This is a genomic window from Maribacter sp. (assembly GCF_039968975.1).
Lineage (GTDB): Bacteria > Bacteroidota > Bacteroidia > Flavobacteriales > Flavobacteriaceae > Maribacter.
On record NZ_JBDVOT010000121.1, the window covers coordinates 1 to 6,128 of the forward strand.

At 36.6% G+C, this 6,128-nt stretch carries 4 protein-coding genes; 3 read left to right on the forward strand and 1 reads right to left on the reverse strand.

Going from position 1 to position 6,128, the window contains the following annotated elements; all coding sequences use genetic code 11:
- Positions 1 to 1,059: TonB-dependent receptor (locus ABJI11_RS08120; protein WP_348351084.1), on the forward strand; the 1,059-nt coding region annotated here is incomplete at its 5' end.
- A gap of 19 nt (positions 1,060 to 1,078) precedes the next feature.
- Positions 1,079 to 2,689 (forward strand): RagB/SusD family nutrient uptake outer membrane protein, encoded by a 1,611-nt coding sequence (locus tag ABJI11_RS08125; protein WP_348351086.1) that lies wholly within the window; start codon positions 1,079 to 1,081, stop codon positions 2,687 to 2,689.
- A gap of 446 nt (positions 2,690 to 3,135) precedes the next feature.
- On the opposite strand, the gene ABJI11_RS08130 is transcribed toward ABJI11_RS08125, so the two are convergent.
- A complete protein-coding gene (locus ABJI11_RS08130) occupies positions 3,136 to 4,788 on the reverse strand; it encodes a solute:sodium symporter family transporter (protein WP_348351088.1) in 1,653 nt (550 codons plus the stop codon).
- 276 nt (positions 4,789 to 5,064) lie between these two features.
- On the opposite strand from ABJI11_RS08130, the gene ABJI11_RS08135 reads away from it, so the two are divergent.
- Positions 5,065 to 6,128 (forward strand): VCBS repeat-containing protein (locus ABJI11_RS08135; RefSeq protein WP_348351090.1); only part of this gene is annotated, 1,064 nt, incomplete at its 3' end.

Here is a 6,128-nt window from a genome sequence, read left to right on the forward strand (position 1 = left end):
AGACAACGTTTTGATGGTCTAGAAATTCAATCTAACCTTGATATCAATGCTAACGGTACTGAAATTGTTGCTACCGATAGACCTGAATTAAAATGGGAATCTTCTTTCAACTTGAACGCAGGTATTGATTTTGGATTTAGCAGCGATCGTTTCAGTGGTAGTTTTGATCTTTACAGAACTAAAACAACTGACATCCTATTACAAACTCCATCTGCAGCACCAGCAGTTGATCCTTTCCAATTCCAAAACGTAGATGCAAGTATTATCAACCAAGGTATTGAACTAGCATTAGCTTATGACTTCGTAAGATCAGATGAAGCTACATTCTCAGCCGATTTTAATATTTCTTATAATAACAACGAGGTTCAAGATTATGCAGGCAGTATTGATACGGGTGCGGTTAATGGACCTGGTTTAACAGGTGCATTCGCTCAACGTTTTGCCGCTGGTCAATCATTATACTCTTACTACCTTCCAATATTTGAAGGCTTTGACAGTAGTGGAAACCCTACATACCAAGATGTTGACGGAAACGGTGTTGGTGATCCTTTTGCAGATAAAACTTTTGTCGGCGAAGATGCCTTGCCAGATATTACTTCTGGTTTAAGCTTAAACTTAAGAGTTAAGGATTTTGATGCTTCTGTTTTCTTTCAAGGACAGTTTGGTTTCTCAGTATATAACAACACTGAAAATGCGTACTTCACTGCAGGTGCTTTATCTAACTCAAGAAATGTAACTCAAAGCGTATTAGGAAATGGCGAAAACCCAGGCGCTTCTGCTGATGCTTCTACACGCTTTTTAGAAAAAGGAGATTTTGTACGTTTCCAAAATGCTAGCATTGGTTACAATGTTCCATTATCTGGTGAAGGTGCACTGAATTCTTTACGTTTTTCTTTAACTGGTCAAAATCTTTTCTTGATTACAGGTTACAGTGGTTTAGATCCAGAGGTTACTGCCAATACTGGTGATTTAGATTCTGGGGTACCATCTAGAGGTATTGATTATGGTTCTTACCCAAGACCAAGAACTTTCACTTTTGGTATTAACGCATCATTTTAATTAAAAAAAATTGTATATCATGAAAAATAATTTCAAAATCTTAACGCTTTCTATTCTATTGTTGGCAGGGGTCTCTTCCTGTACCGACCTAGAAATAGAAGAAACGGATTCGATCATTTCTGATGGATTTCAAGGTTTAGCGGACCCAACGTCTACTGTAACTAATCTATATGGTACTTTAGCTGGTCAATATGCCACACAAGAAAATTACTTTGCTCTTCAAGAAGTAACAACAGACGAACATTTAATCCCTACCCGTGGAGGTGACTGGGGAGATAATGGTCTATGGAGAGTAATGCATACCCATGATTGGGACGGTCAGCATACTTTCATAGTTAATCTTTTTCAAGATTGGAACGGAAACCAATTACAAGCATCACAAGTTTTAGATCCACGAAGTAATCCTTCTGCAACCAATATTGGTGACGCAAGTTTCATAAGAGCTTATAGTATGTGGGTAATTCTTGACAACTATGGTCAAGTACCTTACAGAGATACTTCATTACCATCATCCTCAGTTCCTGAAGTATTGACAGGACAAGCTGCTGTAGACTTTATTCTTGCAGACTTAGAAACGGCAATTGCAAATGCACCTACAACGGCTGCAGGTAGCGGCGATGGCAACTTAAGAACCAGCAAAGCGGCAGCTAGATATCTAAAGGCTAAAGTATTATTGAACAAGCATATCTATATTGGCGGTTCTCCTGATTCAGCTGATATGAACGAAGTAATTTCTCTAGTAGATGCAATTTCTGCAGATGGTTATGCATTACAAGATGGTTATTTTGATTTATTCTTGCCCGATGCAGATAACGAGACTATTTGGGCTTTAGAAGCTAACACTATCAATAAAATTGTAATGGGTCTTCATTACAACAGTACAAGTATTCAAGGTGGTGGTTGGAATGGATTTAGTACACTTGCTGAATTCTACGATTTATTCGAAGGAGATTCTGAATCAAATGAATTAGATGCCGATCAAAACCCAGTAGATGGACAAGAAGAACGTAGAGGTGGTGTACCAACTATTGGAACTACTTTTGCCGGTCAACCATATGCTGCTGATAACGGCGGTTTTGTTGACGGCTCAAATGTTGGTTACGGTTTCTTGATCAACCAACAATATGCTCTTGACGGAACACCATTAAATGACAGACAAGGCGCTCCTCTAACTTTTAAAAGAGATTTTGAAGACGGAGATGGAAATACAAATTTCATCAACAATGATGAAACTACAGGTATTAGAGTTCAAAAATATGCCGCTAGAAATGGTGATGCATCTCTTAGCCACCAGATTGTATTTAGATATGCCGATGCACATTTAATGAAAGCTGAAGCTATGTTCAGAAATGGTGAAGACCCAACTACTATGATTAACGAATTAAGAACAATACGTAACACTCAAGAGTTATTCGGTACAGTTACCGAACAAGATATCCTAGATGAAAGAGGTAGAGAATTATACCAAGAAGCATGGAGACGTAACGATTTAATTCGTTTCGGTCAATTCGGTAGAGATTGGTTATTTAAGGCGGAAGGAACTATCAACAATGACGATTACAACGTATTCCCTATTCCACCAGCACAATTACTTGCAAATCCTAACTTGGTTCAAAATCCAGGTTACTAAGGATATATAATTTTAAGTTTAAATTAAAAAGGCCTCCAATTTTATTGGGGGCTTTTTAATTTACAGCGATTAACATTGACATAGCCACAAGCTTTAATACAACTTATACGTATCTAAACAACCTAATTCTAAATATCTAAAACGATTAGGTGTAATTCCTATATATTCATGACCTTACTTACTTCAAAGCTTAACTGCGCCTACATTAGCACTTACAACTAATTTGAATTGAATTCCTTTAAAATTGTTTTCTTTTACAAATTGTACAGAGTGTTAACATAGTTTTTTTACCAACTCTCCTTCCTTGCTCAACAGGGCGAACTATGTAGCTGTAATTTGCGATAGGATTACCCAAATCTACAGGACTTTACATCGACTTAATTAAAGTCAAAAAATAAGCCACACCAAATAATTGATGCGGCTAAAAGATTAAATCTGATTTTTCTTTACTTGGCGAAGTATATGTATATACCGATTACAATGCAACAAATTATCAAACCTGCCTGTTTAACATATTTGTATGGAGTAATAGATACCTGATCGGTATACTCTAAAACAAAAGGTTCTTTTCTTGGTTTAATAGCTCCAATTATTAACATAATTACAATATTAGTTACAAATAATATTGCCATTATATGTAAGAAATGCGGGTATGCTTCGGCTTCTATTAATTTCAATTGTGTAGAATCAGTAATTCCCTTAGCATTTGCATCGGCCAAAGCAGCATCTACAAATTTATTCTTCAACCAAAATTGACTTATAATGTACAACGCCGAACCAGAAAGTATTCCCACTTTCGCAGCAATTGCCGGTACTCTTTTAGTTAAATAACCCACTACGATTATAGTGAATATAGGAATACTATAAATACCATTAATCTCCTGTAGATAATTAAACAAACTACCTGCATTGGCAATAAGTGGCGCAATAAACATTGCCGCTAAAGCCAAACAAATTCCAAATATCTTACCATATTTCACCACTGTAGTCTCCGGTGCATCAGGATTAATATGTTGTTTATAAATATCAATACCGAACAACGTGACAGAACTATTCAAAACACTATTAAAAGAACTTAAAATAGCCCCGAACAATACAGCCGCAAAAAAACCGACCAATGGCTTTGGCAATACTGCACGTACCAACTCTGGGTACGCCAAATCACTAGAGTCTAATCCACCATCAAAATAGTGGTAAGCTATCATACCGGGCAACACCAAAATTAATGGTCCCAAAATCTTTAAGAAAGATGCCAACAAAAGTCCTTTTTGACCTTCAGCTAAGGTTTTTGCCCCTAAAGCTCTTTGAATAATCTGCTGGTTAGTCCCCCAATAAAATAACTGCACTAGCATCATTCCCGTAAATATGGTAGCAAAAGGAACTTCTTGTCCCGCATTACCGGTAGAATCAAATCGTTCTGGATTGGTATTCACTAAAATATCCAAGCCTCCAAATACACTACCATCGCCAATGGCCATCAAACCAAAAACCGGTATTAACAAACCACCAATCAATAACCCAACTGCATTAATCGAATCCGAAACGGCTACCGCTTTCAATCCTCCAAAAACAGCATATATAGATCCAATTAGCCCAATACCCCAAATACAAATTACCAAAGCCGTACTATCTGTAACTCCTAATATCGTAGGCACATCAAACATTCCGCTAATTGCAACGGAGCCAGAGTAAAGAATTACCGGTAGCAATACTACCACATATCCTGTTAAAAATAAACCTGAAGTAATGGTTTTTGTAGTAACATCAAATCGTGCTGCCAAAAATTGGGGAATAGTAGTCAGCCCTCCCTTCAAATACCTTGGCAGTAAAAATATAGCAGTGACAACTATAGCAATTGCGGCTAAAGTTTCCCATGCCATAACAGACAGACCATCTGTATAAGCACTACCATTTAAACCTACAATTTGCTCTGTGGACAAATTTGTTAATAATAACGACCCAGCAATAACCCCAGCCGTTAAACTACGACCACCAAGAAAATAACCGTCAGAGGTTTGCTCATTGGTTGTTCTTGTTGCGAAATATGCAATTACGGCCACTAAAATGGTAAAGCCTAAAAAAGATAAAATTCCTATCATTAGTTGAGTTGTTTGTTATTTAGTCAAGGTTAAATATATTGGATTATTTCCATTACTTCTAAAAAGTAGCCACTAAATCTCATTATTCATATTATTAGACCGCACCTACAACGATTTCATTAAATTTTAACGTTGACTTTTACCAAATAAGCCTAACAAATAGTAGGTATTTGGCTATATTGCAAATTAATTTTGAACTAACTATTACACAGGTTACTAACTCAACTTTAATAGCTAACAAATTAACTAGAAGTGCTATCTCAAACAAACTCAACAATGAACTCTAATTTGCTTAAATTAAGCTGCCTTGGTTTATTTTTATCCCTATTATATTCTTGCGGCTCTAAGGATGATGCAAATATGTTAAAAGAAAAAACAGAACCTACCTTATTTACTTTATTACAACCAGAAGATACCGGTATTTCATTTGTAAATAAAGTTGCCAACTCTAAAGAATTCAACATTTTTAAATACCGTAATTTCTACAATGGCGGTGGTGTTGCCATAGGTGACATAAATAACGACGGTTTAGCAGATGTTTTCTTGACCGGCAACATGGAACCTAACAAGCTATTTCTTAATAAAGGCGAAATGAAATTTGAAGATATTTCAGAAACTGCCGGTATAAAAGGAAATAAGCCATGGTCTACAGGCGTAGTAATGGCGGATATCAATAATGACGGTTTTTTAGATATTTACGTAAGTAACGCCGGCAACATGGAAGGCAACAACCATGATAATGATCTGTACATTAACGATGGTGACGGTACTTTTACTGAAAAGGCACATGAATACAACTTAGCTGAAACAGGTTTTTCTACCCATGCCTCTTTTTTTGACTATGACAAAGACGGCGATTTAGATGCTTACATATTAAACAACAGTAATATTCCCGTTAGTAGCCTTGGTTATGCAGAGCAGCGAGAAGTAAGAGCCCAAGATTGGGAGGGTGTCCCTAAAATTTTTAGAGGTGTAGGTGATATGCTTCTAAGAAACGACAATGGTAAATTCGTTGACGTAAGTGAAGAAGCAGGAATTTATGGCAGTCTTATTGGCTTTGGTCTTGGCGTTATGGTCGTAGATATCAATAATGATCTGTACCCGGATATCTATGTTTCTAACGATTTTTATGAAAGAGATTATTTATACATCAATAACCAAGACGGCACCTTTAGAGAAGAGGTTCAAAAATGGACAAACCACTTGAGTTTATCTGCCATGGGGGTTGATATGGCAGATATAAATAATGACGGACTTACAGATATTTTCATTACCGATATGCTCCCTGAACCAGATCAACGTGTAAAATCTGTAATGGAATTTGAAGGTTACAATATTTT